Genomic DNA, 26,263 nt, shown 5'->3' with positions numbered 1-26,263 from the left:
GGAGGAGGCCCGGATGACGGCAGCACCGCGCCCGCGCACCACGACGCGCGACCCGCAGGACCTCGCCCGTCGGCTGACCGCCTGGCTGGACGCCCGGCTCCCCGGCGCGCGGGCCGTCGGCGTCACGGTGCCCGCCTCCAACGGCATGTCCGGCGAGACGCTGCTGTTCGACATCGATCACCCCCACCCGCCTCTGCGCGCCTGCGCGTTGAGACTGGCGGCGGACCCCTCGGCGTACACGGTCTTCCCGTCCCGCGACCTGACCCGGCAGTACCGCACCATGCGGCTGGTCGCCGACCGCACGGACCTGCCGGTGCCCCGCGTCCTGTGGTCGGAGGAGGACCCCGGACCGCTCGGCGCGCCCTTCTTCGTGATGGAACGGGCCGAGGGCCGCGTCCCGCCCGATGTCATGCCCTACACGTACCAGGGGAATTGGCTGCACGCGGCGACCGACGCCGAACGCGAGCGGCTCGAAGCGGCCTCGGTGGGCCTGCTGGCCCGGCTGCACGACCAAGTCCCGCTCGCGGACGCGCGGTTCCTCGCGCTGCCCGGGGACGGCGACGCACTGCGCCGGCACGTCGAGTCCCAACAGGCCTACTACGCATGGGTGGTGGACGGACTGGCCCGCTCACCCCTGATCGAGGCCGCGTTCGGCCGGCTCGCCGAGCTGTGGCCGGCCGAGCCCGGCACGCCGGTCCTCAACTGGGGCGACGCGCGCATCGGGAACGTCGTCTACGACGGCTTCGACCCGGTGGCCGTGCTCGACTGGGAGATGGCGGCCCTGGCCCCCCGCGAGGTGGAGCTCGGCTGGACCGTCTACCTGCACCGCTTCTTCCAGGACCTCACGGCCGCCTCCGGCCAGCCAGGACTGCCCGGCTTCCTGCGCCGCGACCGTATCGAGGCCCGCTACGCCACGCTCACCGGCCACACCCCGCGGGACATGGACTTCTACACCCTGTACGCGGCCCTGCGGCACGCGATCGTCATGCTGCGCATCGCCTACCGCCAGGTGCACTTCGGCGAGGCCACGGTCCCGGCGGACCCGGACACACTGATCCTGCACCACGGCAGTCTGCGCGCCATGGTGCAGGGCAGCTACTGGGATGCGGTGCGGTGACTCAGGCGGCCTGACGGCCGAGGGTCCCGCCGCCGAGGCGCATCGCCGGGACGCGCATCGGGCGCGAGCCCGGACCGCCGACGTGCGAGAACGGCTGCGTGCGCCAGTCCAGACCCTGCGGGAGGGTGAGCAGGAGGGCTGTGTCCTGCTCCTGCGGCTCGACCGTCTCGTCGGCCGACGGGGCCTCGGCCGCGGCCCGGCCGGTGCCGGCGCAGACCGTGAGACCGAACGGGTTCCACGGGGAGGCGCACAGCGCGTGCTCCGGCAGGAACTCCTCGTCCGCGAGCAGCGCGATCGGCTGCGCGCAGTCCGGGCAGATCACCCGGTACATCTCGAAGGTGTCGTACGCGTCGTACGCGTCGGACTCCTCGGCCTCGTAGAGGTCGGGTTCGACGCCCTCCGGCTCGGGCTCGACGATCAACTGCGGGCGCTTGGACGCGGTACGACCAGGGCGCTTAAGACTCTGCATGGGTAACTCCCCCTCGGGCTGGGCCGTTACGGCGCTGCGGCCTCGACCACAGCAAGCACTTCCCGTCCGGTCTCGGCGGTAATCACGAGACCGTCACAGACCCCCTCCAAGGACTGTGGCGTTCGTCACATGCCGGTCGCAGGTGCCCGGTGCGGCGGATTTGTCCCCCCGAAAGGGCCGCCGCCGGCCCTTCCGCACATCACGAACCGGCCATGACCTGGGCCGCCGAGCTATCCCGGGAGATCAAGCGCGCGGTAGTTTTTGCGCCATGGAGGAGCTGGACCGTCAAATCGTGCAGCTGCTCGTCAAAGACGGGCGGATGAGCTACACGGACCTGGGCAAGGCCACGGGCCTTTCCACGTCGGCCGTGCACCAGCGGGTGCGCCGGCTGGAGCAGCGCGGTGTCATCCGCGGCTACGCCGCGGTCGTCGACCCGGAGGCCGTCGGACTGCCCATGACGGCGTTCATCTCGGTGAAACCGTTCGACCCCAGCGCCCCCGACGACATCGCGGACCGGCTGGCCGGCGTCCCCGAGATCGAGGCGTGCCACAGCGTGGCCGGGGACGAGAACTACATCCTCAAGGTGCGGGTGGCGTCCCCGCACGAGCTGGAGGAGCTGCTGGCGCGGCTGCGCGGGCTCGCGGGCGTGTCCACCCGGACCACGGTGGTGCTGTCGACGCCCTACGAGGCACGGCCGCCGAGGGTCTGACGCCGTCCGGTGCCGGCCGTTCGTCCGCCGCGGGCGGCCGGAGGCCGGTCGCCCGGTTCCGCGCGCCCCTTCGGGGGTGCGTGCGAACCGCCCCGGGTTCGGAGTGATCGATGTGAGGCGCGAGACTGTCCCTCATGAGTGAGCGCATCGACCAGACCAAGACCGTCCTCCTGCGCCGGGGCGAGGTGCACAGCCCCGCCGATCCGTTCGCGACCGCGATGGTCGTGGAGCGCGGGCAGGTCGCCTGGGTCGGGTCCGAGGGGGCCGCCGACGCCTTCGCGGACGGGGTCGACGAGGTCGTGGACCTGGACGGTGCCCTGGTCACCCCCGCCTTCACCGACGCCCACGTCCACACCACCTCGACCGGGCTCGCACTGACCGGGCTCGACCTGTCCGGGGCCGGTTCGCCGGACGCCGCGCTCGCCCTGGTGCGCGACTTCGCCGCCGCCCACCCGGAGGACCGGGTCCTGCTCGGGCACGGCTGGGACGCCTCCCGCTGGCCCGACGGCCGCCCGCCGAGCCGCGCCGAGCTGGACGCGGCCACCGGCGGACGCCCGCTCTACCTCTCCCGCATCGACGTCCACTCGGCGGTCGTCAGCACGGCCCTGCTCGACCTGCTGCCCGCGACCGCCTCCCGGGAGGACGGCCCGCTCACCGGCGACGCCCACCACGCGGTGCGCGCCGCGGCGTTCGCGGCCGTGACGCCCGCACAGCGTGCCGAGGCCCAGCGCGCCGCGCTCGCGCACGCCGCGTCCCTCGGGATCGGCACCCTCCACGAGTGCGGCGGCCCGAAGATCTCCTCCGAGGACGACTTCACCGGCCTGCTGCGGCTGGCCGCGGAGGTGCCCGGCCCCCGGGTCGTCGGCTACTGGGCGGAGGAGGACGCCGACAAGGCCCGCGCCCTGGGCGCGCTCGGCGCCGCGGGCGACCTCTTCGTCGACGGGGCCCTCGGCTCCCACACCGCCTGCCTGCACGCGCCGTACGCCGACGCCGGCCACACCACCGGCGCCGCCTACCTGGACGCGGCCGCCGTCGCCGCCCATGTCGTCGCCTGCACGGAGGCCGGGATCCAGGCGGGCTTCCACGCCATCGGGGACGCCGCCGTGAGCGCCGTGGTGGAGGGCGTGCGCGCCGCCGCGGAGAAGCTCGGCCCGGCCCGCGTCCGCGCCGCCCGGCACCGCGTCGAGCACGCCGAGATGCTCACCGCCGAGCACATCGGCGCCTTCGCCGAGTTCGGTCTCATCGCCTCCGTGCAGCCGGCCTTCGACGCGCTGTGGGGCGGCGCCGACGGGATGTACGCCCAGCGGCTCGGCGCCGAGCGGGCCCGCACCCTGAACCCCTACGCGGCCCTCCTGAAGGCCGGGGTCCCGCTCGCCTTCGGCTCCGACAGCCCGGTCACCCCGCTCGACCCCTGGGGGACCGTGCGCGCCGCCGCCTTCCACCACACGCCCGAACACCGGGTCTCGGTACGGGCCGCGTTCACCGCGCACACCAGGGGCGGCTGGCGGGCCACCGGCCGGGACGACGCGGGCGTCCTGGTGCCGGGCGCGCCCGCCGACTACGCGGTGTGGCGCACCGAGGAGCTGGTGGTGCAGGCCCCGGACGACCGGGTCGCCCGCTGGTCCACCGACCCGCGCTCCGGCACCCCCGGCCTGCCCGACCTGACCCCCGGCCGTGACCTGCCGGTCTGCCTGACCACGGTGGTGGGCGGCCGCACCGTGTTCGTACGACCGGGCGGGTGACCGGCCGCATTCGTACGGCCGGGCGAGTGATCTCCCGGGGTGGCGCGGTCGCCATCGACGGCCGCCGCTCCGTCGCGCGACCTGCGCATCCTCCGCGCTGACCAGCGGTTTGATGCCGTTTTCGCAGGTCAGACGACTGTTGACAGTGAGCGGCAGCAGGCCGGTAGGTTCGGCCGAGTCCACCACCGGACGCCCGACCGGAGAGCAGTTCGCGACTCGTCGCAGCGCCGCTGGGTCAGGGACGGAGCCCCGCACCGGGGTGCCGCCACTGGGAGCCAGGCTCAGCGCCCGCGCCGACGGGGGAACGTTCAGGCCGGTCGGGAGGTGTGACCCGGGTGGGGCCCGGACGCTCAGTAGACAACGGCTTTCGGTCGACCCGCAGCCAGCGGGTCCCAGGTCGGCCCGAAGGGCGCCGGGCCCCCATCCGCAGTCGGACGGGCCGGTGAAATCACGGATGAACGGCACCCGAAACGGGCATCCTTACCCCGTTCTTTCGGAATCGACACCACCACACGCACGAGCTGTCACGTCAGTGCAGGCTGTGGCCACTATGGTGGTCCCCTGCGTACGACATGAAGGGGCAGCAGTGAACGACGGCGACGGGACCCTCGCGGCACAGGCCCAGGAGAGGCGGTTCGGCCCGCTCGGCACGGCCTTGGTGATCATTCCCACGTACAACGAGGCGGAGAACATCAAGTCCATCGTCGGCCGGGTGCGCCGGGCCGTTCCCGAGGCGCACGTGCTCGTGGCGGACGACAACAGCCCCGACGGCACCGGAAAGCTCGCCGACGAACTGGCCGCCGAGGACGACCACGTCCAGGTGCTGCACCGCAAGGGCAAGGAGGGCCTGGGGGCCGCCTACCTCGCGGGCTTCCGCTGGGGCATGGAACACGACTACGGCGTCCTCATCGAGATGGACGCCGACGGCTCCCACCAGCCGGAGGAGCTGCCCCGCCTGCTGACCGCGCTGAAGGGCGCCGACCTGGTGCTCGGCTCCCGCTGGGTGCCCGGCGGCCGGGTGGTGAACTGGCCCAAGTCCCGCGAGTTCATCTCCCGCGGCGGCTCGCTCTACTCGCGCCTCGCGCTCGACCTGCCGCTGCGGGACATCACCGGCGGCTACCGCGCCTTCCGCCGCGAGACCCTGGAGGGCCTGGGGCTCGACGAGGTCGCCTCGCAGGGCTACTGCTTCCAGGTCGACCTGGCCCGCCGGGCGATCAAGGCGGGCTTCCACGTCGTCGAGGTGCCCATCACCTTCGTCGAGCGCGAGCTGGGCGACTCCAAGATGAGCCGCGACATCATGGTGGAGGCCCTGTGGCGGGTCACGTCGTGGGGTCTCACCGAGCGGATGGGCAAGATCAGCGGCAAGGGCAAGCCGTCCCGGCCGGCCGGTTCCGCCTGATCGTCCCCCTTATCCCGCACTGAGCCGGGCCCAGGCACACTGGGAGCATGACGACTGGCGCGCAGCTCCCTCCGCGGACCACCGACCGGCCCCGCCGGTCCCGGCTCGGCAGATACCTGCCGCTGGGCCTGGCCGCGTGGCTGGTGCTGGAGATCTGGCTGCTGACGGTCGTCGCGGGCGCGGCGGGCGGTGTGACCGTGCTCCTGCTGCTGGTGGCCGGCTTCGTCGCGGGCGCGGTGGTCATCAAGCGGGCCGGGCGGCGCGCGTTCCGCAGCCTCAACGAGGCGATCCAGCGCGGCGGCTCGCCGGAGCGCGGCGGCGGCAACGGCCTGATGATGCTGGGCGGCCTGCTGCTCATGATCCCCGGCCTGGTCTCCGACGTCCTCGGTCTGCTGCTCCTGGTGCCGCCGGTGCAGAAGGCGGTCTCCCGCCTCACCGAGCGCACCATCGGCCGCCGGCTCCGCGCCTCCGCCCCTGGCTCCCTCGGCGACGCCTTCCAGCAGGCCCGCATGCACCGTCCGGACGGGAAGGTGGTGCGGGGCGAGGTGATCGTCCGGGACGACCGGCCGGAGCACGGCGGCGAGGCGGCGGGGGAGCGGCCGCCGCTGACGCGCTGAGACCACGCAGACGAGGGCGCCGTACGTTCGGTGAACGTACGGCGCCCTCGGTCGGTTGTGTCGGCTTCCCGTTGGACGGGACTATGCGGACTTGCGGCTGTCCCTCGGATGAATCGCGATGTTCATCGCGCCGGAGCGCAGAACCGCCAGACGCTCCTCGAGGACCTCTTCGAGTTCCTCACGGGTGCGTCGCTCCATCAGCATGTCCCAGTGGGTACGCGCGGGCTTGGCCTTCTTCTCTTCAGGGCCGTCGCCGTCCACGAGGAGTGCCTGGGCCCCGCAGACCTTGCACTCCCACTCCGGCGGGATCTCCGCCTCGACCGAGAAGGGCATCTCGAAGCGATGCCCCTTCTCGCATGCGTACTCCACGGCCTGGCGCGGGGCCAGGTCGATACCGCGGTCCGTCTCGTAGCTGGTCACTACGAGGCGCGTACCGCGAAGAGCTCGCTCACTCATGAATCGTGCCTCCCGGGCTTGTCGCCCACAGGACAGGTGTCGCTGTCGTCGTCATCCGGTCAACGTCCGGTCGGCGGTAAAGATTCCCGTTCCGGGTCATGCGTCGCCGTCGTAGCCGCCCCTTGTTGTACCCACCAGCGCCCGGTTTGTCACATCTGCTAACAGATGTCACCCAGCGTTTCGGCACCTTTGACGCGCAGTAACGGTCCGCCTGGCAGGCCAAACGCGTACACTACCGCTCTTCGGCGTTGAACGCTAAATCTTCCCGACGGCTCCTCCGGCCCGACCTAGATCTTCTCCGGGACCGGGTTGCCGGCCTCGCCGATCGCCCTGCGCACCGGCACCCGCGCGAGCAGCGCGAAACCGATGACGAAGAAGACCACCAGCGAGATGATCGCCGAGCGGTAGCTCCCGCTCAGCTGGAAGGTGATCCCGAACAACAGAGGTCCCAGCCAGCTCATCCCCCGATCGCTCATCTCGTACGCCGCGAAGTACTCGGCTTCTTTGCCGGGCGGCACCAGATGCGAGAACAGGGAGCGGGACAGCGCCTGGCTGCCGCCGAGGACCAGGCCGATGCCGCCCGCGAGCACGAAGAACCACACCGGCGCCCCGGCCGGCAGGAAGTACCCGGCCGCCAGCGTCAGCGTCCACGCCACCAGCGACCCGAGGATCGTGCGCTTGGCCCCGTACGTCCTGGCCAGCCGCCCCATCGTCAGGGCGCCGGCCACCGCGAGCACCTGGACCAGCAGGACGGCGCCGATGAGCGTCGACTGACCGAGCCCGAGCTCCTCGGAGCCGTACACGGACGCCTGCGAGATCACGGTCTGGATCCCGTCGTTGTAGACGAGGTACGCCAGCAGGAAGGAGAGCGTCAGCGGATGCCGGCGCATGTCCCGCACGGTCGCCGCGAGTTGGCGCAGCCCGGGTACCGTCGCCCCGGCCTCCCGGCCGCCCCGGTCACGCAGCCGGCGCAGCGGTACGAGGGTGAAGAGCCCCCACCACAGCCCCGCCGCGGCCAGGCAGACGCGGACCGCCTCCGTCTCCGACAGACCGAAGGAGTCGTGGGCGGAGTAGAGGACCAGGTTGGCTGTCAGCACCAGGGATCCGGACGCGTACCCGAACGCCCAGCCCCGCGAGGAGACCGTGTCGCGTTCCTCGGGCGGGGCGATCTGCGGCAGGTAGGAGTTGTAGAGCATCAGGGCCACCGACTGCGCCGCGTTCGCCACGATCAGCAGCAGCCCGCCGAGCAGATAGCGGTCGCCGTCGAGGAAGAACATGCCCGTGGTCGCGGCGGCCCCGGTGTACGCGGCCGCGCCGAGCAGCCTCTTCTTGCGGCCGGTACGGTCGGCCACGCTGCCCACCAGGGGCATCACCACGACCGCCAGGATCACCGACAGCGAGACCGAGTAGGCGAAGAAGGAGCCCGCGCGGACCGGGACGCCCAGCGGATGCACGTAGCCGTCCGCGTCGGCCGCGTGGTCCGCGACCGACGTGAGGTACGGACCGAGGAAGACGGTGAGCACGCTCGTCGAGTAGACCGAGCACGCCCAGTCGTAGAAGTACCAGCCGCGCTGTTCGCGCCGCAGCCCGGCGACCTCGTCCGAGGCCCCCGTCCGCACGGTTTCGGTGCCCACCCGTGCCCTCGCCTTTCCCGCGGCGGTGCCGACGCGCGTCTCAGACCCAGACGCCGCGGTCCCGCATGACCTCACGCAACGTGTCGATGTGATCGGTCATGATGCCATCGACTCCCAGGTCCAGGAGCCGGTGCATCCGCTCGGGTGCGTTGACGGTCCACACGTGGACGTGCAGCCCGCGCGCGTGGGCCGCGCGGACGAAGCGCCGGTCGACGACCGGGACGCCCGACTGCGACTCGGGAACCTGCGCGGCCACCGCCGACCGGCGCACCGACGCGGGCAGCCCCCAGGAGCGCAGCCGCAGCCCGACCACACCGCGGGTGCCGAACGAGGTGGCCAGCCGCGGCCCGGCGATCCGCTGCGCCCGCAGCACCCGCGCCTCCGAGAACGACCCGACGCACACCCGGTCGTAGGAGTCCGTCCGGTCCACCAGGTCCAGCAGCGGCCGCAGCGCCGGCTCCGCCTTGGCGTCCACGTTCCAGCGGACGTCCGGGAACTCCTCCAGGAGTTCCTCGAAGAGAGGGAGCGGCTCGCGGCCCGCCACGCGCGCCTGCCGTACGGTCTCCCACGGCAGGTCGCCGATCCGGCCCGCCCCGTCCGTGACCCGGTCCAGGGTGTCGTCGTGGAAGGCGACGAGCCTGCCGTCCGCCGTGGCGTGCACATCGGTCTCGATGTACCGGTAGCCGAGCTCCACCGCGCGCCGGAACTGCGCCACGGTGTTCTCCAGGCCGTCCGCCGCCCCGCCGCGGTGGGCGAAGGCGATGGGGCCGGGGTGGTCCAGGTACGGATGGCGTGTCAGCGTGCTCACGGGCGAAGTATGGCCTGCTCCGATGACCCCTTGGCAACGACCGTGCTGCCTGCGGATGCCGCCGGGACGGCGAACACCTTCAGGAAGAGCTGGGCCAGGGGCCCGATGGACACCGCGTAGAGCAGCGTTCCCACGCCGATGGTCCCGCCGAGCGCGAAGCCGGTCGCGACCACCGCGACCTCGATCGCCGTCCGGATCAGCCGGATCGACCGTCCGGTGCGTCGGTGCAGCCCCGTCATCAGACCGTCCCTCGGCCCCGGCCCGAAGCTCGCCGCGATGTACAGCCCGGTCGCCGCGCCGTTCAGGACGATGCCCGCCGCCATCAGCGGTATCCGCACCGCGAGCTCGTGCGCGCCGGGCACGAGGGCGAGCGTGGCGTTCATGGCCAGGCCGATGACGAACACGTTGGAGACCGTGCCGAGGCCCGGCCGTTGGCGCAGCGGGATCCACAGGAGCAGCACCGCCGCCCCCACGATGATCGACACCGTGCCGATGCTCAGCCCGACGTGCTCGGCGAGCCCTTGGTGCAGGACGCCCCAGGGCTCCAGGCCCAGGCCCGCCTCGACGAGGAGCCCGGAACTCACGCCGTACAGGGTGAGCCCCGCGTAGAGCTGGATCAGCCGGCGCCCGAGCCGGCCTCGCGTGGACAAGAGATACCCCCCGTGGTGCTGGTGGACTGGTCCGTGTCACTCTGTGGCGGGGGAAGTAAGGGCATCCATGGCCAATTCGGGGAAGGTGGACTGATTTCCATGGCGCAGTGGACCTCGGCGGTGGGTGCCGCACAGCTCGCCCGGCTGCTCAACTCGCAGCAGGACCGTCCGGCCGGCCCCGGCACCCGGCGCCCGCCCGCCTACCGGGCCCTCGCCGACGGAGTCCGCCTGCTCGTCCTCGAAGGACGCGTCCCGGTCGCCGCCAGGCTGCCCGCCGAACGCGAACTGGCCCTCGCCCTGTCCGTCAGCCGTACGACCGTGGCGGCGGCGTACGAGGCACTGCGCGCCGAGGGCTTCCTGGAGTCCCGCCGGGGCGCCGGCAGCTGGACGGCCGTCCCCGCGGGCAACCCGCTGCCGGCCCGCGGCCTGGAACCCCTGCCGCCGGAGGCGCTCGGCTCGGTGATCGACCTCGGCACCGCCGCCCTGCCCGCCCCCGAACCCTGGCTGACCCGCGCGGTCCAGGGCGCCCTGGAGGAACTACCGCCGTACGCCCATACGCACGGCGACTATCCGGCCGGGCTCCCGGTCCTGCGCGCCATGATCGCCGACCGCTACACCGCGCGCGGGATCCCCACGATGCCCGAGCAGATCATGGTCACCACCGGTGCGATGGGCGCGATCGACGCCATCTGCCACCTCTTCGGCGGGCGCGGCGAGCGGATCGCCGTCGAGTCCCCGTCCTACGCCAACATCCTCCAGCTGATGCGGGAGGCGGGCGCCCGGCTGGTCCCGGTGGCGATGGCGGAGGGCCTGACGGGCTGGGACATGGACCGTTGGCGCCAGGTGCTCCGGGAGGCCGCGCCCCGGATCGCCTACGTCGTCGCCGACTTCCACAACCCCACCGGGGCGCTCGCCGACGAGGACCAGCGCCGCCGGCTGGTCGACGCGGCTCGCTCGGCGGGCACGGTGCTGGTCGCCGACGAGACGATGAGCGAGCTGTGGCTGGACGAAGGGGTCGAGATGCCCCGCCCGGTCTGCGGCTTCGACCCGGCGGGCTCGACCGTGGTCACCGTCGGCTCCGCCAGCAAGGCGTTCTGGGCGGGCATGCGGATCGGGTGGGTGCGGGCGGCCCCGGACGTCATCCGCAGCCTGGTCGCCGCGCGTGCCTACGCCGACCTCGGGACGCCGGTGGTGGAGCAGTTGGCGGTGAACTGGCTGTTCGGCACGGGCGGCTGGGAGCAGGCGGTCGAGGTGCGCCGCGTCCAGGCCCGCCAGAACCGGGACGACCTGCTGGCCGCCGTGCGGCGGGAGCTGCCCGACTGGGAGTTCGAGGTGCCGCGGGGCGGGCTGACGCTGTGGGTCAGGGCGGGCGGACTGTCCGGCTCGCGGCTGGCTGAGGCGGGGGAGCGGGTCGGGGTGCGGGTGCCGTCGGGGCCGCGGTTCGGGGTGGACGGCGCGTTCGAGGGGTATGTGCGGCTGCCGTTCACCGTGGGGGGCGCGGTGGCGGAGGAGGCGGCGGCGCGGCTGGCGGCGGCGGCACGGCTGGTCGAGGCGGGAGCGACGGGCGGCGGCGACTCACCACGAACGTTCGTGGCGTAGCCGCCGATCATGGCAGCTGTCCGGCTGCGGGCCCGGCGGGGGCCGCTCGCGCAGCGTCGCTTCGGGGGTTCTCCGGCTGCGGGCCGGTGGGGGTGTTCGCGCAGTTCCCCGCGCCCCTTCAGGGCGCTGGTCGCGCAGTTCCCCGTGCCTCTTCGGGGGCGCTGGTGGCAGTGCCCCTTCGGGGGGCGCGGGGAACTGCGCGACCAGCCCCCGCCGGGGCGCGGGTGGATGACGGTCTGTGTCTGAGCGTCGCGCGACCAGCCCCCGGCCGGGCCGCGGGTGGACGACCGGCCTGTGTCTCTGCGTCGCGCGACCAGCCCGCCGGGGCGCGGCCGGATGGTGGCCGGCGCCGGCTCAGCCCTCGGCGACAGCCGCCTCCACCGGCACCGCCCGCTCCACCGGCTCGCTCCGCGGCGGCAGCAGCTCCAGCACCGCCTGCCGGTCCGCGTCACTCGTCGCGTCGTCGTACGGATCCGGCGTGGCCGGCACCTGGAGCCGCAGCACCGGGCCGTGGCCCATCCGCGCGTACCCCCGGCCGGGCGGCATCTGGGTCAGCGGAGTCGTGTGCGGGGGCGCCCCCAGAGCCGCTTCCAGCTCGTCCGGCAGGGCGGGCCCGAGCACGACCCGCGCGTGCGTGTGCTGCCGCAGCGCCTCGCTGACCGCGTCCGTGCTGTCGAGGTGCTCGGCCACCACCACGGTGACGTTCGCCGCGCGCCCGTGCCGGAGCGGGGTCTGGAGCAGGGCCTGCGGGTCCTGCCGGCCGTTGGCCGCGGCCAGGTGGACGAACGAGCCGGGACGGTCGAGCAGGATCCACAGCGGACGCCGGCAGTCCTCCGGCGGCGGATGGCCGGCCTGCCGCGCGCGGTTGAGGGCGATGAGCCGCCGCTCCGTCTCGTGCGCGGCCCATTCGAGGCCGGCGAGCGCCCCGGCGAGACCGCACTCCACGCCGAGCACCCCCTCCCGCCCGGACAGGCACGCGTACTCGCCGGTGCCGCCGCCCTCGACGATCAGCACGTCACCGTGCTGGAGGGCCTGCAGGGCGACCGAACGCAGCAGGGTGGAGGTGCCGCTGCCGGGGCGGCCCATGACCAGCAGATGGGGTTCGGTGGAGCGGGCGCCGGTGCGCCACACGACGGGTGGGACGTCCCGCCGCTCCTCGCCGTAGGTGAGCGGGAGCGTGCGCTGGACCTCGCTGGGATCGGTGAAGCCGAGCACCGTCTCGCCCGGCGCGGTGACGAACCGCTGGGCGGCGATGTCGGTGGGCAGCGGCGCGAGGGCGGTCACCGTGAGCCGGTTGCCCTCCTCGTCCCACGCGAAGTGGTACTCCCGGCCGCGCCCGGACTTCGCGGTGAGCAGGTACTCGATCCGGGCGCGGGCTCCGGGCTCGCCGTCCGGGAAGTACGCGGGGTAGCGGATCAGCAGCTGGCCGATGCGGCCGGCGTCGTCGAACTCGTGGGAGAGGAAGGCCTTCTCCCACTCCCCGCCGTGCGCGTACAGCGGCGCCGGGTCCTCGGCGGCCGAGAAGTACGGCACCAGGGCCTCGTACAGGGACTGGAGCCGCTGGGTCTGCGACTCGTCGGGGCCCTCCGGCGGGGGCGGGGTGCGGTCCCGGCCGTGCCAGGCGCTCGCCGCCATCAGGGTGATGACGGCGAGCAGCGGCCCGTACGGCACCAGGGCCACGACCAGGACGACCGAGGCCACCAGGAACAGCAGCGGGCCGCGCTTGTCCTTGGGGGTCTCCGCCCACTTGTGCCGCCCGGCCGAGGCCAGCCGGCGCAGTCCGCGGGTGACGGTGATGAGCGGATGCAGGACGTCGGTGGCGTTGTCGGCAGCGGTCCGGGCCAGCTCCCTGCTCCGGGCGAGCTGCGCGGTGCCGTTGCTCAGAATGCGGGGGAGAGGGCGCCGGACCACTGCTGTCTCCTGAAGGTGCGTCGGGACGGGAGGGGCGTCAGAACTTGATGCCGCCGAGCAGGCTGGCCAGGCTCTCGCCGCCGGCCTTGATGCTGGGCGCGATGGCCGTGCTGGCGAGGTAGAAGCCGAAGAGCGCCGAGACCGTGGCGTGCGACGGCTTCAGCCCGTCCTTGCGGAAGAAGAGGAAGACGACGATGCCGAGCACGATGACGCCTGAGATGGAGAGGATCATTTGCGATCTCCTGGTGTCGAGGGGGGACAGTCACCATGAGTTCTTCCAGCATCACAGAAGGTATCTATACGATTAAAGGTGCAAACGAGTGAATTTCGGAGTATTTCACTCGACCGGCGGATCGTTTCGGCCCGAACCGGGCAGGTCGGAGGCCGTTCGGGTGGGCTTTCGGCGACGCTCCGGCGGAACTGCGGTGATCTTTACCTCGGGCGGTTCCGGTCATGTGCACCCTGAAGCCAGTACGCTGACGATTCACTCGTACGGCCGCGCGGCCCGCCCGTTGCCGTACGCTCCCCCCGTCCGCGGAAGTCCCCGCAGCACACAGGAGAGGCGGTCCGTTCGATGAGCGAAGCCCCCGACCCCGAGGTCGTGGAGCTGGCGACCAAGATCTTCGATCTGGCCCGGCAGGGACGGACCGAGGCACTCGTGGCGTACCTCGACGCGGGCGTTCCGGCCAACCTCACCAACGACCGCGGTGACTCCCTGGTGATGCTCGCCGCCTACCACGGCCACGCCGACGCGGTGCGCGAACTGCTCTCCCGCGGTGCCGAGGCGGACCGGATCAACGACAGGGGCCAGACCCCGCTCGCCGGAGCTGTCTTCAAGGGCGAGACGGAGGTCGTCAAGGCGCTCGTGGAGGCCGGCGCGGATCCCGCGGCGGGCACTCCCTCGGCCGTCGACACCGCCCGGATGTTCGGCAAGACGGAACTTGTCGAGTTGTTCGGTATCGGCTGAACCGTCCCATCCGGCCAGCGAAAACACACAAAACGGGGGAGGCGGTACAGGGCCGCCGAAATTTCGGTCGCGGCAGGTCGAAGTGCCGGGTCATCATGACGTCGTGATTCACGGACGCGATGGCCGGGCAGGTGACGCCGCACCATGCGAGCCGTGACGCGGCCCGCATGGGCCACTGACGAGAGGCAGAGAGAAATGGTCTACAGCAAGCAGAAGACGGCGGGCGCCCCGACGTTGTGTCACGCGGCCAAGTAGTGCGTGTTCTCCGGTTGCGTCGACGCTTGATGTGAGGCTGTTTCCCATGTTCGATCCGGTCATAGCGCCCAGCGGTACGCTGCTCGGCCTGCTCCAGCGGGGCCGCGGCGACGGCACGCTGCACGCGCTCACCGCCCCGCGCGCCGAAGCGCTCGCGGCACTGAACCACTGCGTGCTCCGCGATCCCCGCCACGACTGGCAGGTGGAGAACCGCTCCCTCTACTACGCCCGCCTCTATCTCGACCTGCACGGCGAGCTGGACGCCATCGAGGCGCATCTCTTCGATCCCGACGACGTCCTCGACACCGAGGAGTCCCGCACCGGCCTCGCGCTGGCCGTGCTCGGGCATCTTGCCTCCTACGGCAGGCGGGACGCCCTCGCGCTGCTGCGCAGGTACGCCGCCACCGGCGCCAACTGGGCGTGGGCCCTGGACGAGCTGGCGCTGCGCGACGACGACGCCGGACTGCGCGCGCTCGCCGCGCCGGTGCTCGCCCGCTTCACCACGGACGCCGAGGGCGAGGCCGAACTGGCCGCCGCCGTCCGGGACGCCTTCGAACCGCGGCCCTGGCGGCTGTGGGCCGAGGACTCCCGCGAACCGATCGCCACGCGCGTGCGTGCCGCCCAGGAAGCCGGCTGCTTCGACCGCTGGCAACGCCAGATGCGGCCCACCGGACCCCGCCCGGGGTGGAGCGTGCGCGCGGTCTTCGAGTGGGCCCAGCAGGGCGTCGAGCGGGGCGCGGCCCTCCATGTGCCGGCCGCCCGCTGTCTGGTCGCCGTGGCCGGTCCCGAGGACCGGCCGGAGATCATCCAGGCGGCCAAGGACGGCACCGACGGAGCCCGCTGCACCGCGTTGCGCTACCTCGCCGACAGCGACGACCCCGGCGCCCTGGGCCTGATCGAGGCCGCCGTGGCCGACGGCACCGCCGCCGTCGTGGAGGCGGCCGTCGACGCCTTCGAACGCATGCGCAGCATCGCCGCCGTCGACCGCGCCCGCGGCTGGGCCCGGCGGCCCGACGTCCTCGGCGCCGCCGCCGGACGGATGCTCGCCTGCCGGGGCGGTGCCCAGGACAGCGAACTGGTCCTCGCGGCCCTCCGCGAGGCCGTACGGGGCGAAGGCCCGGACGCGCCGACCCTGTGGACCCTCGTCGACGGCACCGGCCGCCTCGGCATCGCCTGCGCGGCGCCCGTCCTGCGCCACGTCTACCGCGAGACCGCCTCCTCCCACCTCCGCGGCCGCGCCGCCCGCGCCCTGGCCGCCACCGATCCCTCCTTCGCCACCGGCTTCGCCGTCGAATGCCTCTGGGACTGCGAGGAGACCACGCGCGAGATCGCCGCCCGGCACGCAGAGACCGCCGACGCCCGGGTCGTCGAACAACTCCGCCGGCTGGCCGCCGACCCCGCCGAGGAGGACGAGGTCCAGACCGCCGTCCGCAGCCGCATCGGACCGGACACGCCCGCCGTGTGAGGCATCGCCACGGGGGACCACGGCTTCATCCTCATCCCGGGAACCACGCAGGGTCCCGCACACGTTCCCTCCGCGGAAGTCCGCCCGCCAAGTGAACCGGCGGTGACGGACAGACCAGCCGGGCATGGACACCGGCCGGCCCGCTCCGGTGTGCGGGGCAACGCTCATGGGACGTTTAACATTCGGAAAGATCCACTTTGACGCGGCCACGTCCAGCGCGGCGACAACACCGGTATGCGTGTCGTCATCGTGACCGAATCCTTTCCCCCCGATGTGAACGGCGTGGCCCACTGCGCGCTCCAGACCGCCCGACACCTCGTCGACCGCGGTCACACTCCCCTCGTCGTCGCTCCGGCCCCCGCCCCCGGAAACAGGCTCGCCGCGGCCGCCGCGCCGTGCCCTGTCGTCCACGTCCCCTCCCTCCCGCTCCCGGGCTATCCCCAGGTCCGCGTGGCCCTCCCCAGCCGCAAGCTCGCCGCCGCGCTGATCGAGCACCGCGCGGACGTCGTCCACCTGGCCAGCCCCTTCATCCTCGGAGTCCGCGGCATGGCCGCCGCGGCCCGGCTCGGCATCCCCGCCGTCGCCGTCTACCAGACGGACCTGGCCGGATATGCCCGTACCTACGTCGGCGCCGGAGAGGCGGCCGCCTGGCGGCGGATACGGTCCGTCCACGGCGCCGCCGACCGCACCCTGGCCCCGTCCACCGCCTCGATCGGCGACCTGGAGGCGCACGGGGTGCCCCGGGTCCAGCTGTGGCAGCGCGGCGTGGACACCGTCCGCTTCCGCCCCGAGTTCCGCGACGAGGCGCTGCGCCGCGAGATCGCCCCGAACGGCGAGATCATCGTCGGCTACGTCGGCCGCCTCGCGCCCGAGAAGCAGATCGAACTCCTCGCCGGGGTCTGCGGCCTGGACGGCGTCAAGGTCGTCATCGTCGGCGACGGCCCCAGCCAGCCCCACCTCACCGAGGCACTGCCCGGCGCCGTCTTCCTCGGCCGCCGCACCGGCCACGACCTCGCCCGGATCTTCGCCTCGTTCGACGTGTTCGCGCACACCGGCCCCTTCGAGACGTTCTGCCAGACCGTCCAGGAGGCCATGGCCAGCGGCGTCCCGGTCGTCGCGCCCGCCGCCGGCGGCCCGATCGACCTGGTCGACCACGGCCGTACCGGATTCCTGGTCCCGCCGCGCGACGCGGCAGCCGTCCGCGAGGCCGTGGCCTCCCTGGTGGCCGACCCCGTGCTGCGGGCCGGCTTCGGCGCCGCCGCCCGCGCGACCGTCGAGGGCCGCACCTGGGCCGCGGTCGGCGACCAGCTGATCCACCACTACGAGGACGTCCTCGCGGCACGCCGGCCGGTGATGGCGGCATGAGCGGTGAATCGCTGCGCATCGTGCGGCTCGCCAACTTCGTCGCACCCTCCTCCGGCGGCCTGCGCACCGCCCTGCGCGAACTCGGGAAGGGGTTCGTGGCCGCCGGTCACGAGTCGGTCCTGATCGTGCCCGGCGAGCGCTACTCGGACCGGATCGAGGAGCAGGGCCGGGTCATCACCCTGCCCGGACCGGTGCTGCCCGGCACCGGCGGCTACCGCGTCCTCGTCGACAGGACCCGCGTGCAGACGCTTCTGGAGCACCTGGCCCCGGACCGCCTGGAGGTCTCCGACCGCACCACGCTGCGCTGGACCGGCCGCTGGGCCCGGCGCGCCCGGATCCCGGCCGTGATGGTCTCCCACGAGACCGCCGACGGCGTCCTGCGCACCTGGGGCATGTCCGAGAACCTCTCCCGGCGCACCGCCGACGCCCTCAACATCCGCACCGCGCACACCTACGCGCGCGTGGTGTGCACCACCGAGTTCGCCGAGCGCGAGTTCGTCCGCATCGGCGCGCGCAACGTCGTACGCGCTCCGCTGGGCGTCGACCTCACCGGCCGCCACCCCTCCATGCGCGACCTCGACCTGCGGGCTCGGTACGCGAGCGAGGACGAGGCGCTGCTCGTCATGTGCTCGCGGCTGTCCGTGGAGAAGCGGCCCGGCACCGCCCTGGACGCCGTGGAAGCGCTGGTCAGGCGCGGTCGCCGGGTCGTCCTGGTGGTCGCGGGCGACGGTCCGCTGCGGGCCCGGCTGGAACAGCGCGCGCGGGAGCGCAGGCTGCCGGTGACCTTCCTTGGGCACGTCTCCGACCGGGACATGCTGGGGGCGTTGCAGGCGTCCGCGGACGTGGCCATGGCACCCGGTCCCGCGGAGACCTTCGGGCTGGCCGCGCTGGAGGCCATGGCCTGCGGGACGCCCGTGGTCGCCAGCGCCTCCTCGGCGCTGCCCGAGGTGATCGGGTCCGCGGGGGCCACCGCGGCCGACCGCGGCGACGCCTTCGCCGACGCGGTGGAACTGCTCCTGGAGCGGCCCGGTCCCGAGCGCAGGCAAGCGGCACGCGCGCGTGCGGAGTGCTTCGGCTGGGGGACGGCCGTGGAGGCCTTCCTCGCCGCGCACGACGCCCCGGTGCTGTGCCTCCGCGACGAGAACGCGGCGACGGAACCGGTCCGCCGTGTCGTGCCGGAGGGCGTGGCATGAGAGCCGTCCGGTTCGTGGCGCTGGGTGACTCGCTGACCGAGGGCGTGGGCGACCCCGCCGGCGACGGGTGGCGCGGCTGGGCCGCGCTGCTCGCCGGCGGACTCGCCGCGAAGGACGTGGATTTCACCAACCTCGCGGTCAGCGGGGCGCAGACCCGGGACGTGCTGGAACGCCAGACCCCGGTCGCGCTCGACCTGCGCCCCGACATCGCCGCCGTCGTCATCGGCGTCAACGACACCCTGCGCTGCACCTTCGACATCCACGCGGTGGCCGAACGGCTCGACGAGGTCTACGCGGCCCTGACGGCGCAGGGCGCGACCCTGCTCACGGCGTGCCTGCCCGACCCCGGCGCGATGTGGGGACTCCCGGGCGCGCTGGCCCGTCCGCTGGCCCGCCGCGGGCGTGCGGTCAACGCGGTGGTGCACGCCCTGTCCGACCGGTACGGCGCCGTTCACCTGCACGCGTCGGAGGGCGCCTGGCTGACCGACCGTGCGATGTGGAGCGCGGACCGGCTGCACCCGTGCGAGCGCGGGCACCGGCAGCTCGCCGTCCGCTTCCACGCCCTGCTGGCCCCGCTGGGCATGGCGACGGGGACGGCGCCGTCCCCCGAGCCGCAGTACCCGCCTCCGACGAAGAAGGCGAGTCTCCTGTGGCTGGCCACGGCCGGCACCGCCTGGGTGATCAGGCGCTGCCGCGACCTGCTGCCCCAGCTGCTGCGGCTGGCGGTCGACGAGATGCGGCACCGTCGCCGGGGCACCAGTGCCCGTCTGGACCTGAGCGCCTCCGCCGCCGTGTCCGCCGCGCTGGCCGCCCTCCAGGCCCCGGAGCGGCCCGCCGACGCGGCGTGAGGGCGGGTCAGCGACGGCGTACGGGCACGAAGCGGACGGGGATGCCCGGAACCGCCTGGGCCGCGGCCGGGAGGTCGGCGGCGCGGACCACCGCGATCACCGGATAGCCGCCGGTGGTGGGATGGTCGGCGAGGAACACCACCGGACAGCCGTCCGGCGGCACCTGCACGGCGCCCAGGACCATGCCCTCGCTGGGGAGTTCACCGGGACGGGCCCGCTCCAGGGCGGGCCCCTCCGTGCGCAGCCCGATGCGGTTGCTCGCCGAGGACACGCGGTACGCGCGCGAGGTGAAGGTCCGCACGGCCGCCGGCGTGAACCAGCCGTCGCGCGGCCCGAGCGTCACCCGCAGCACGAGCTCCGCGGGCGGCGACGGCTGCGGTACGACGTCCACGCGCGCGTGGACACCCGCCGCGGGGCCCAGGGGCAGCACATCGCCGGCCGCGAGCGGGGCAGGTCCCAGCCCGGACAGCAGATCCGTGGCCCGGCTGCCCAGCACCGGCTCCACGGCGATCCCGCCCGAGACGGCCACGTAGCTCCGTACGCCGCGGCGGACCGCCCCCACCTCCAGCAGCTCTCCGGCGGGCACCACCACCGGGGCGCCCCAAGCCGCCGGCCGTCCGCCGACGGTGACCGGGCCGGGCGCGCCGCCGACCGCGACCACCACCGTCGAACGCGGCCGCACGGCGCACCCGTCGAGGGTGGTCTCCAGGACGGCCGCGTCGGGGGAGTTGCCGACCAGCCGGTTGACGAGCGCCGCGGCGGGCGCGTCCAGCGCCCCCGACCGGGGCACCCCGAGATGCGCGTAGCCGGGGCGGCCGCGGTCCTGCACCGTGGTCAGCGCCCCGGCCCGTACGACGACGAGCGCACGGTCCGTCACGCGTCCCCCACCGGCACGAACCGCACCCGCGTCCCCGGCGTCAGCAGCGCCACCGGCACGCGCGCGTGGTCCCACAGCACCGCCTCCGTCGTTCCGATCAACTGCCAGCCGCCCGGCGACGAGCGCGGGTAGACACCCGTGTACGGCCCCGCCAGCGCCACGGCACCCGCGGGCACGGCGGTGCGCGGAGTCGCCCGGCGCGGTACGCCGAAGCGGTCCGGGAGCCCGGTGAGGTAGCCGAAGCCGGGCGCGAAACCGCAGAAGGCGACCGTGAACTCGGTCTCCGCGTGGATGCGGCCCACCTCGTGCACGGGCACGTGCCAGTGGGCGGCGACCTCGGCGAGGTCGGGGCCGTCGTAGCGGACGGGCAGTTCGACGGCCGCACGCGTGTGCGGGGGAGCGGAGGGGATCTCGGCGGCGGCCAGTTCGGCGGCCCGGCGGGCCGGGTCGTCGAGGCCGTCGAGCAGGACCGTGCGGGCGGCCGGCACGATCTCGCGCACCCGCAGCGAACCCTCCGCGCGTCGGCGCACCAGCTCGGCGTGCAGCGCCTGGGCGGCCGCGCCGGAGCCGACCTCGATCAGGAGGGCGTCGTCGCCGACGAGACGCGTCGTCATGCGCGGGCTGGGCTCCGGGACCGTGCTCACGCGAAGGCCGCCACGGTCACGCCGGCCTCCGCGAGCCGCGTGCGGACCCGGTGCGCCAGTTCCACGGCGCCCGGGGTGTCGCCGTGCAGGCAGAGCGAGCGCGCGCGCACCATGATGCGCGCGCCGGAGTGCGCCGTGACCGCTCCGGAGCGCGCGAGCTCCACCGAGCGCTGCACGACCGCCTCGGGGTCGCTCACCACCGCGCCCTCGCGCCCGCGCGGGACGAGCGTGCCCTCGTCGGTGTAGGCGCGGTCCGCGAACGCCTCGGTGACGGTGGGCAGTCCCGCCTTCGCGGCCAGCGCGAGCAGCCGCGACCCGGGCAGTCCGAGGACCGGCAGCGACGTGCTCGCGAGGAGCACGCCGTCGATCACCGCGGCGGCCTGCTCCTCGTCGTGCACGGCCCGGTTGTACAGCGCGCCGTGCGGTTTCACGTACGCCACGCGCGCGCCTGCCGCGCGTGCGAAGACCTCCAGCGCTCCGATCTGGTAGGCCACCTCGGCCGCCAGTTCGGCTGACGGCACGTCCATCGCGCGCCGGCCGAAACCGGCCAGGTCCCGGTAGGACACCTGGGCGCCGATCGTCACCCCGCGTTCGGCCGCCAGGTCGCAGACCCGCCGCATGGTGGCCGCGTCGCCCGCGTGGAACCCGCAGGCCACGTTGGCGCTGGTGACGGCCGACAGCAGCCGCTCGTCGTCGGTGAGGCGCCAGCGGCCGAAGCCCTCGCCGAGGTCGGCGTTCAGGTCGATCGAGGTCATGGGAGAGCCGTCTCTCGTGTCAGGCGACGCGGTACTGCTCGTCGCGGTCGTCGCTGATGAACATCTGGCCCGGCGCGTGGGTGATGGCGAACGGCGGCCGGGAGGCCATCACGGCCGCTTGCGGGGTCACCCCGCAGGCCCAGAACACCGGGATGTCGTCGGGTCCGGCGTCCACCGGGTCGCCGAAGTCGGGCCGGGCGAGGTCGTGGATGCCGAGCGCCGAGGGATCGCCGCAGTGCACGGGGCCGCCGTGCACCGCCGGGAGCCTGCTGCTCTCGCGGATCGCGGCCGACAGGTGCTGCGGCGGGACCGGGCGCATGGACACCACCATCGGCCCGCTCAGCCGCCCCGCGGGACGGCACGGGCGGCTGGTCACGTACATCGGTACGTTGCGGCCCTGTTCGACGTGGCGGATCGGCACCCCGGCCTCGGCCAGCGCCCACTCGAACGTGAAGCTGCAGCCGATCAGGAACGACACCAGGTCGTCCCGCCAGTGGGCCGTCGCGTCCGTCGGCTCCTCCACCAGTTCCCCGTCCCGCCAGATCCGGTAGCGCGGCAGATCGGTGCGCAGGTCCGCGCCGTCGGCGAGCACGGTGCCCGTCGCGCCGGGGTCGGTGACGTCGAGCACCGGGCAGGGCTTGGGGTTGCGCTGGCAGAACAGCAGCATCTCGTACGCCCAGTCGGCGGGCACCGCGATCAGGTTGGCCTGGGTGTGACCGGCCGCGACCCCGGCCGTGGCGCCCGTGAGGCCCTCCCGGAAGCGGGCCCGTGCCGTCTCCGGGCGCCACGCGCGCGCGTGCTCGTCGACGAGGGTGACGGGGCGGTCCTGCGTGCGGTTCACGCCGTCTCCTTCCCGAGCGTCCCGGGCAGTTCCCGCCCACGGGTCTCCGGCAGTCCGAACAGAGCCAGGGCGGCGAGGCCGTAGCCGGCCGCGCCGAAGACCAGTGCGCCGCCCACGCCCCAGCTGTCGGCCAGGAAGCCCACCAGGGTCGGGAAGACCGCGCCCACCGCGCGGCCCGCGTTGTAGGTGAAGCCCTGTCCGGTGCCGCGCACCGCGGTCGGGTACAGCTCGCTGAGGTAGGAGCCGAACCCGCTGAAGATCGCCGACATGCAGAAGCCGAGCGGGAAACCGAGCACCAGGAGCGCGCCGTTGGCGCCGTCCGGGATGTTCGCGTAGACCAGCACGCAGACCGCCGACAGCAGCGCGAACAGCCAGATGTTGCGGCGCCGGCCCAGCCGGTCGGTGAGGTGACCGCCGGTCAGGTAGCCGAGGAAGGCTCCCGAGATCAGGAGGGCCAGATAGCCGCCGGTACCGACGACCGAGAGGCCGCGCTCGGTCTTCAGGTAAGCGGGGACCCAGGTCGCCAGCGTGTAGTAGCCGCCCTGGACGCCCGTGGAGAGCAGGCCCGCGAAGACCGTGGTGCGCAGCAGGCCCGGCGACCCGGCCGTGCCCGGACGGAAGATCGCGGCGAACGACCCGCGCCGCGGGCTCTGTTCACGTGCCGCGACCGCCTGCGGGGCGTCGTGGACGCGGCGGCGCAGCCACACCACGAGCAGCGCGGGCAGCGCGCCGGTCCAGAACATCACGCGCCAGGCGAGGTCGTCGCCGGCGAACGAGAAGACCAGCGTGTAGACGACCACGGCAAGTGCCCAGCCGACGGCCCACGAACTCTGGACCGCGCCGAGCGTGCGGCCGCGGTGCCGGGCGCTCGCGTACTCGGCCACCAGGATGGCGCCGACCGCCCACTCGCCGCCGAAACCGAGGCCCTGGAGGGCCCGGAACACCAGCAGCGTCCCGTAGTCGGGGGCGAAGCCGCAGGCCACCGTGAAGACGGCGTAGGTGACGACCGTGATCATCAGGGCCCGGACCCGGCCGACCCGGTCCGCGACCACGCCCGCCGCGGCGCCGCCGACCGCGGAGACGACGAGGGTGACGGTGGTGAACAGGCCGGTCTGGCCGCTGTCCAGACCGAAGTACGCCGCGATCGCGACCATGCTCAGCGGCAGGGTGAAGTAGTCGTACGAGTCCAGGGCGTATCCGCCGAACGCGCCGGCGAACGCGTGCCGGCCGCGCGGACCGAGGGCGCGCAGCCATCCGAACGCGCCGTCCTCGGCGGTGCGTTCGTCCTTGCGGGAGTGGGTGTCGGAGGGGGCCTGCGATGGAGGAGTCGTGCTCATGTGCACCTCGCGGAAGAGGAGGACGAAGGGTGCGGGACTGAGCGGTGCGGTGCCGTGCCAAGGTGAGCGTGCTGAGCACCGTAGAGGATCGTTCAACGATCCTTCAATACCTACGTTGTTTCGTTCCGGTGTCTGCGGTTGAATTCCGGGCATGGCAGAGCAGCTGACGGGACTGGCCGACGACCGCGCGCTCCTCGGGCGCACCAGCACCGCCGAACGGGTCTCCGACATCCTCAGGGGCCGCATCGCCGACGGATTCTTCCCACCGGGAACCCGCCTCTCCGAAGACGGCATCGGCGGCGCGCTGGGTGTCTCGCGCAACACCCTGCGCGAGGCGTTCCGGCTGCTCACCCACGAACGCCTGCTGGTCCACGAACTCAACCGGGGCGTCTTCGTCCGGGTCCTGACGGTCGAGGACGTCGAGGACATCTACCGCACCCGGTCCCTGGTCGAGTGCGCCGTCGTCCGCGGCCTCGGCGAGCCCCCGTACGCGCTGGACCGACTCGCCGGAGCGGTCACGGAGGGCCGGCGGGCGGCGGCCGGAGATGACTGGAAAGCGGTGGGTACGGCCAATATCCACTTCCACCGGGAACTGGTCGCGCTGGCCGGCAGCGAACGCACCGACGAACTCATGCGCAGCGTCTTCGCCGAACTCCGCCTCGCGTTCCACGTCGTCGACGACCCGCACGCCCTGCACGAGCCCTACCTGTCCCGGAACCTGGAGATCCTCCAGCGCCTGGAGGACGGTGACCGGCGCGGGGCGGAACACCTTCTTGAGACCTACCTCACGGACTCCCTGGAACGAGTGGTCGAGGTCTACCGCCGCCGGGTCGGCGAGGATCCGGCCCCGTAGGGGGTGGCGCGCCGTCAGGGGCGCGGGGAGCCGCCGGCGGCCACCCGCGCCGTTTGGGTCGTTGTCAGACCAAGGACCTAGTCTGTGCACCGTGACTTCGCCTGCGACGACGGACAGCGTTCCGCCCCAGCTCAGCGCGGGGCCGCGCCCGGCGCCGGGCCCGGCCGCCGACGAGGGGCTGGCGCGGCGGCTGCGCGCGCTCGCCTGCACCGCGCCGCTGCACGACCTGGACACCCGCAAGGCGAACCTCGCGGGCGAGTACTCGGTGTACGGCATGGCGGAGGTGGCCCTTACCGCCATCGACCTGGTCACGCTCAACATGGACTTCGACACCGGCGCCGACCACGAACAGATCGTCGCCCGGCTGATCCCCCGCATCTCCGCCCAGACCCCGCACCGTCCCGTGGCCGAGCACGAGCGCGTGGCCCGCTGGGTCCTGGAGAACCTGATCAACGTCGGCAGCGTCGACCGCGGCTTCCGCGCGGTGTACGGCACCTTCGCGCCGGACGGGTCCTACGTCCGCCGGGACTACGACTTCAAGCTGATCGAGGAGGTCCCGGGCCCCGGCGGCACGGTGTACCTGCGGACCACCGACGAGGCGGTCAACGTCCTGGTCGGCGCCCTGGACACGGACGTCACCAGCGCCCAGATCGCCGCCGAGGTCAAGCTGGAGGTGCTGATCAACCGCGGCCGCCTCGCCGACGCCCAGCTCGCCGCCGAGCAGGCCCGCTACCGGACCGTGCAGTACTCGGAGACACTGCGCCGCGCCCTGGACGCCACCCGCCGCAACGTCCGCGCGGTGGACTGGCTCAACGCCGTCCCCGACATGATCGCCGAGGCCCTGGACCACGTCGCCGACCGCTACCGCCACGAGAACGCGATCCTCACCAACATCCGCAAGGCCCGCGACGAGACCGAGGACCCGGAGAACAAGCGGCGCGCCGCCGAACTGGTCGACATCGTCAAGGACTGCATCCGACGCCACACCCAGCTCCAGTCCCGGCTGCTGGAGGCCGGCCCGCTGTTCCGCGCGGAACAGGACCGGCAGGCGTTCGCGACACCGATGACCACGTCCGGGACGGACCTGTACGGGCACCTGCTCGCGCCGCTGCTCCCGCTGCCGCTGGAGCAGGCGAGCCGGGTCACCGGAGCGTTCTTCGCGCGCGGCACCGGACTGCGGACACCGGTGGCGGTGCGCGTCGGCGACCTCGTCGACATACTGCTGACCCCGCCCGTCGAACGGGAGCACCTGGGCGCGGAGATGCCCGAGCCGGACCTGATCGCCACACCGGACGACAGCCGGTTCAGCGAGGAGCAGCTGGCCGACGCCATGCGGCTGCTGGACCTTCCGGCCGACGCGCCGCGCCGGTTGTCCGGACTGCTCGCCGAGGCACGGCGGGCGGGCGGCGAGGAGCTGGCCTACCTGGTCGCGCTGCTGGCCGTGCACGCAGCGAGCCCGGCCGTGGGCACGGCCTACCGCCAGGGCGAGGAGAAACTGCTCTTCGCCGTGGACGACGGCGCGGAGCTGGACGACCCCGGCTTCGGCGGCGCCGACCTGATCGTCGGGACCGCCCTGCTGGACGCGGCGGGGATGGCCGCGGACCGGACCGAGGCCGCGTGATGCCGTGCGTCGGGTGCGGGCCGTACGCGGCCGGCCGCCTGCGCGCGGCGGCAGGCGCGCATCCGACGCCGCCCCGCGCCCCCCACGGGCCGCTCACGCCGGCCCCTGTCCTCAAGCTCAAGGAGTTGCCC

Annotated in this window: 25 protein-coding genes; 13 read left to right on the top strand and 12 right to left on the bottom strand. The window is 73.6% G+C overall.

Annotated elements, in window-relative coordinates; genetic code table 11:
* Window positions 1–13: 13 nt before the first annotated feature.
* Complete coding sequence (locus ACIRQ9_RS28530) at window positions 14–1,117, top strand: phosphotransferase family protein (protein WP_404179450.1); 1,104 nt, start codon at window positions 14–16, stop codon at window positions 1,115–1,117.
* Between the two features lies 1 nt (window position 1,118).
* On the opposite strand, the gene ACIRQ9_RS28525 is transcribed toward ACIRQ9_RS28530, so the two are convergent.
* Entirely contained in the window at window positions 1,119–1,586 is a 468-nt protein-coding gene (locus ACIRQ9_RS28525; protein WP_404179447.1) for a hypothetical protein, read from the bottom strand.
* Between the two features lie 268 nt (window positions 1,587–1,854).
* Here ACIRQ9_RS28525 and ACIRQ9_RS28520 point away from each other — a divergent pair, with 268 nt between their 5' ends.
* The 4 genes from ACIRQ9_RS28520 to fxsA all read left to right on the top strand — a co-directional run bounded on the left by ACIRQ9_RS28520 (window position 1,855) and on the right by fxsA (window position 6,053).
* A complete protein-coding gene (locus tag ACIRQ9_RS28520; RefSeq protein WP_404179444.1) occupies window positions 1,855–2,295 on the top strand; it encodes an Lrp/AsnC family transcriptional regulator in 441 nt (146 codons plus the stop codon).
* A 134-nt stretch (window positions 2,296–2,429) separates the two neighbouring features.
* On the top strand, window positions 2,430–4,037 hold the full coding sequence (locus ACIRQ9_RS28515) for an amidohydrolase (RefSeq protein WP_404179441.1): 1,608 nt from the start codon (window positions 2,430–2,432) through the stop codon (window positions 4,035–4,037).
* A gap of 586 nt (window positions 4,038–4,623) precedes the next feature.
* Window positions 4,624–5,436: a polyprenol monophosphomannose synthase gene (locus tag ACIRQ9_RS28510; protein WP_404179438.1), complete on the top strand. Its 813-nt coding sequence runs from the start codon at window positions 4,624–4,626 to the stop codon at window positions 5,434–5,436.
* A gap of 47 nt (window positions 5,437–5,483) precedes the next feature.
* Window positions 5,484–6,053 (top strand): FxsA family membrane protein, encoded by a 570-nt coding sequence (fxsA, locus tag ACIRQ9_RS28505; RefSeq protein ID WP_404179435.1) that lies wholly within the window; start codon window positions 5,484–5,486, stop codon window positions 6,051–6,053.
* 81 nt (window positions 6,054–6,134) lie between these two features.
* On the opposite strand, the gene ACIRQ9_RS28500 is transcribed toward fxsA, so the two are convergent.
* The 4 genes from ACIRQ9_RS28500 to ACIRQ9_RS28485 form a co-directional block, all read right to left on the bottom strand.
* A complete protein-coding gene (locus ACIRQ9_RS28500; RefSeq protein ID WP_010046329.1) occupies window positions 6,135–6,509 on the bottom strand; it encodes an RNA polymerase-binding protein RbpA in 375 nt (124 codons plus the stop codon).
* Between the two features lie 287 nt (window positions 6,510–6,796).
* Window positions 6,797–8,143, bottom strand: coding sequence for an MFS transporter (locus ACIRQ9_RS28495; protein ID WP_404179432.1), 1,347 nt, complete (start codon window positions 8,141–8,143; stop codon window positions 6,797–6,799).
* 40 nt (window positions 8,144–8,183) lie between these two features.
* Window positions 8,184–8,951, bottom strand: coding sequence for a glycerophosphodiester phosphodiesterase (locus ACIRQ9_RS28490; protein WP_404179429.1), 768 nt, complete (start codon window positions 8,949–8,951; stop codon window positions 8,184–8,186).
* Window positions 8,948–9,601 (bottom strand): YitT family protein, encoded by a 654-nt coding sequence (locus tag ACIRQ9_RS28485; protein WP_404179426.1) that lies wholly within the window; start codon window positions 9,599–9,601, stop codon window positions 8,948–8,950. The genes ACIRQ9_RS28490 and ACIRQ9_RS28485 overlap by 4 nt, the downstream gene beginning before the upstream one ends.
* Window positions 9,602–9,700: 99 nt before the next feature.
* Between ACIRQ9_RS28485 and ACIRQ9_RS28480 the strand changes: the two genes are divergently transcribed.
* On the top strand, window positions 9,701–11,200 hold the full coding sequence (locus ACIRQ9_RS28480) for a PLP-dependent aminotransferase family protein (protein ID WP_404179423.1): 1,500 nt from the start codon (window positions 9,701–9,703) through the stop codon (window positions 11,198–11,200).
* Between the two features lie 354 nt (window positions 11,201–11,554).
* Here ACIRQ9_RS28480 and ACIRQ9_RS28475 read toward each other — a convergent pair whose 3' ends face one another.
* Window positions 11,555–13,111: an ATP-binding protein gene (locus ACIRQ9_RS28475; protein ID WP_404179420.1), complete on the bottom strand. Its 1,557-nt coding sequence runs from the start codon at window positions 13,109–13,111 to the stop codon at window positions 11,555–11,557.
* 37 nt (window positions 13,112–13,148) lie between these two features.
* A complete protein-coding gene (locus ACIRQ9_RS28470; protein WP_189268091.1) occupies window positions 13,149–13,343 on the bottom strand; it encodes a hypothetical protein in 195 nt (64 codons plus the stop codon).
* A 342-nt stretch (window positions 13,344–13,685) separates the two neighbouring features.
* On the opposite strand from ACIRQ9_RS28470, the gene ACIRQ9_RS28465 reads away from it, so the two are divergent.
* From ACIRQ9_RS28465 to ACIRQ9_RS28445, 5 genes are all read left to right on the top strand, one after another.
* On the top strand, window positions 13,686–14,078 hold the full coding sequence (locus tag ACIRQ9_RS28465) for an ankyrin repeat domain-containing protein (protein ID WP_404179416.1): 393 nt from the start codon (window positions 13,686–13,688) through the stop codon (window positions 14,076–14,078).
* Window positions 14,079–14,379: 301 nt separating this feature from the next.
* On the top strand, window positions 14,380–15,798 hold the full coding sequence (locus tag ACIRQ9_RS28460) for a HEAT repeat domain-containing protein (RefSeq protein ID WP_404179413.1): 1,419 nt from the start codon (window positions 14,380–14,382) through the stop codon (window positions 15,796–15,798).
* A 234-nt stretch (window positions 15,799–16,032) separates the two neighbouring features.
* A complete protein-coding gene (locus ACIRQ9_RS28455; protein WP_404179410.1) occupies window positions 16,033–17,163 on the top strand; it encodes a glycosyltransferase family 4 protein in 1,131 nt (376 codons plus the stop codon).
* Complete coding sequence (locus ACIRQ9_RS28450) at window positions 17,160–18,356, top strand: glycosyltransferase (protein WP_404179407.1); 1,197 nt, start codon at window positions 17,160–17,162, stop codon at window positions 18,354–18,356. Before ACIRQ9_RS28455 ends, ACIRQ9_RS28450 begins: the two co-directional genes overlap by 4 nt.
* A complete protein-coding gene (locus tag ACIRQ9_RS28445) occupies window positions 18,353–19,204 on the top strand; it encodes an SGNH/GDSL hydrolase family protein (RefSeq protein ID WP_404179404.1) in 852 nt (283 codons plus the stop codon). The genes ACIRQ9_RS28450 and ACIRQ9_RS28445 overlap by 4 nt, the downstream gene beginning before the upstream one ends.
* Before the next feature lie 7 nt (window positions 19,205–19,211).
* On the opposite strand, the gene ACIRQ9_RS28440 is transcribed toward ACIRQ9_RS28445, so the two are convergent.
* From ACIRQ9_RS28440 to ACIRQ9_RS28420, 5 genes are read right to left on the bottom strand one after another with little or no spacing between them, the layout of a single operon-like run.
* Entirely contained in the window at window positions 19,212–20,081 is an 870-nt protein-coding gene (locus ACIRQ9_RS28440; protein WP_404179401.1) for a biotin-dependent carboxyltransferase family protein, read from the bottom strand.
* Entirely contained in the window at window positions 20,078–20,695 is a 618-nt protein-coding gene (locus tag ACIRQ9_RS28435) for an allophanate hydrolase subunit 1 (RefSeq protein WP_404179398.1), read from the bottom strand. The genes ACIRQ9_RS28440 and ACIRQ9_RS28435 overlap by 4 nt, the downstream gene beginning before the upstream one ends.
* A 26-nt stretch (window positions 20,696–20,721) precedes the next feature.
* A complete protein-coding gene (locus ACIRQ9_RS28430; protein WP_404179395.1) occupies window positions 20,722–21,480 on the bottom strand; it encodes a LamB/YcsF family protein in 759 nt (252 codons plus the stop codon).
* Between the two features lie 19 nt (window positions 21,481–21,499).
* Complete coding sequence (locus tag ACIRQ9_RS28425) at window positions 21,500–22,321, bottom strand: putative hydro-lyase (RefSeq protein WP_404179392.1); 822 nt, start codon at window positions 22,319–22,321, stop codon at window positions 21,500–21,502.
* Entirely contained in the window at window positions 22,318–23,658 is a 1,341-nt protein-coding gene (locus ACIRQ9_RS28420; protein ID WP_404179389.1) for an MFS transporter, read from the bottom strand. Before ACIRQ9_RS28420 ends, ACIRQ9_RS28425 begins: the two co-directional genes overlap by 4 nt.
* Window positions 23,659–23,809: 151 nt before the next feature.
* Between ACIRQ9_RS28420 and ACIRQ9_RS28415 the strand changes: the two genes are divergently transcribed.
* A complete protein-coding gene (locus ACIRQ9_RS28415; RefSeq protein WP_404179386.1) occupies window positions 23,810–24,511 on the top strand; it encodes a GntR family transcriptional regulator in 702 nt (233 codons plus the stop codon).
* 91 nt (window positions 24,512–24,602) lie between these two features.
* Entirely contained in the window at window positions 24,603–26,132 is a 1,530-nt protein-coding gene (locus ACIRQ9_RS28410; RefSeq protein WP_404179383.1) for a hypothetical protein, read from the top strand.
* Window positions 26,133–26,263: the final 131 nt, after the last annotated feature.

It is taken from the genome of Streptomyces sp. NPDC101237 (assembly GCF_044767465.1).
In the GTDB taxonomy this organism is placed as follows: Bacteria; Actinomycetota; Actinomycetes; order Streptomycetales; family Streptomycetaceae; genus Streptomyces; species Streptomyces gramineus.
Note: the sequence above shows the minus strand (reverse complement) of the source record. Positions and strands in the feature narration are given on the sequence as shown.

Bases quoted from the DNA above. Each gene is read 5' to 3' on its own strand.
- ACIRQ9_RS28530 (WP_404179450.1), top strand. From the start codon at position 14: ATGACGGCAGCACCGCGCCCGCGCACCACGACGCGCGACCCGCAGGAC.
- ACIRQ9_RS28525 (WP_404179447.1), bottom strand. From the start codon at position 1,586: ATGCAGAGTCTTAAGCGCCCTGGTCGTACCGCGTCCAAGCGCCCGCAG.
- ACIRQ9_RS28520 (WP_404179444.1), top strand. From the start codon at position 1,855: ATGGAGGAGCTGGACCGTCAAATCGTGCAGCTGCTCGTCAAAGACGGG.
- ACIRQ9_RS28515 (WP_404179441.1), top strand. From the start codon at position 2,430: ATGAGTGAGCGCATCGACCAGACCAAGACCGTCCTCCTGCGCCGGGGC.
- fxsA (WP_404179435.1), top strand. From the start codon at position 5,484: ATGACGACTGGCGCGCAGCTCCCTCCGCGGACCACCGACCGGCCCCGC.
- ACIRQ9_RS28500 (WP_010046329.1), bottom strand. From the start codon at position 6,509: ATGAGTGAGCGAGCTCTTCGCGGTACGCGCCTCGTAGTGACCAGCTAC.
- ACIRQ9_RS28480 (WP_404179423.1), top strand. From the start codon at position 9,701: ATGGCGCAGTGGACCTCGGCGGTGGGTGCCGCACAGCTCGCCCGGCTG.
- ACIRQ9_RS28470 (WP_189268091.1), bottom strand. From the start codon at position 13,343: ATGATCCTCTCCATCTCAGGCGTCATCGTGCTCGGCATCGTCGTCTTC.
- ACIRQ9_RS28465 (WP_404179416.1), top strand. From the start codon at position 13,686: ATGAGCGAAGCCCCCGACCCCGAGGTCGTGGAGCTGGCGACCAAGATC.
- ACIRQ9_RS28460 (WP_404179413.1), top strand. From the start codon at position 14,380: ATGTTCGATCCGGTCATAGCGCCCAGCGGTACGCTGCTCGGCCTGCTC.
- ACIRQ9_RS28455 (WP_404179410.1), top strand. From the start codon at position 16,033: ATGCGTGTCGTCATCGTGACCGAATCCTTTCCCCCCGATGTGAACGGC.
- ACIRQ9_RS28450 (WP_404179407.1), top strand. From the start codon at position 17,160: ATGAGCGGTGAATCGCTGCGCATCGTGCGGCTCGCCAACTTCGTCGCA.
- ACIRQ9_RS28445 (WP_404179404.1), top strand. From the start codon at position 18,353: ATGAGAGCCGTCCGGTTCGTGGCGCTGGGTGACTCGCTGACCGAGGGC.
- ACIRQ9_RS28435 (WP_404179398.1), bottom strand. From the start codon at position 20,695: ATGACGACGCGTCTCGTCGGCGACGACGCCCTCCTGATCGAGGTCGGC.
- ACIRQ9_RS28430 (WP_404179395.1), bottom strand. From the start codon at position 21,480: ATGACCTCGATCGACCTGAACGCCGACCTCGGCGAGGGCTTCGGCCGC.
- ACIRQ9_RS28420 (WP_404179389.1), bottom strand. From the start codon at position 23,658: ATGAGCACGACTCCTCCATCGCAGGCCCCCTCCGACACCCACTCCCGC.
- ACIRQ9_RS28415 (WP_404179386.1), top strand. From the start codon at position 23,810: ATGGCAGAGCAGCTGACGGGACTGGCCGACGACCGCGCGCTCCTCGGG.